The organism is Pseudoalteromonas sp. SG43-4, assembly GCF_014164325.1.
Taxonomy (GTDB): domain Bacteria; phylum Pseudomonadota; class Gammaproteobacteria; order Enterobacterales; family Alteromonadaceae; genus Pseudoalteromonas; species Pseudoalteromonas distincta.
Genome location: NZ_JACJFB010000074.1, coordinates 1 through 272, shown reverse-complemented (window position 1 = coordinate 272; position 272 = coordinate 1). Strand labels below are relative to the sequence as shown.

Sequence of the window (272 nt, the reverse complement as noted above, 5' to 3'; positions counted from 1 at the left end):
GAAACCAGCTTTACCAAAGACACTACAGTTGCAATAACAGTTGATATCAACGATACAAACGATGACGTAATTAACGGCAATGATGAAAACGTAAACGTTGAAATTACAGGTACCACAACGGGTGTCGAAGACAACCAAACGGTAACAGTGGTAGTAACAGATGAAGCCGGTAATGAGCGCAGTTTTGAAGCCACAGTTACCAACAATACTTACACAATTACCGGTGCAAACTTATCAGGCTTAAGCGATGGTGAATTAACCGCCACAGCCAC

At 42.3% G+C, this 272-nt stretch carries 1 protein-coding gene; it reads left to right on the top strand.

The window, feature by feature from the left end; translation table 11 throughout:
- A partial coding sequence (locus H5160_RS20235; RefSeq protein WP_182738550.1) for a hypothetical protein occupies positions 1-272 on the top strand: 272 nt, incomplete at both ends.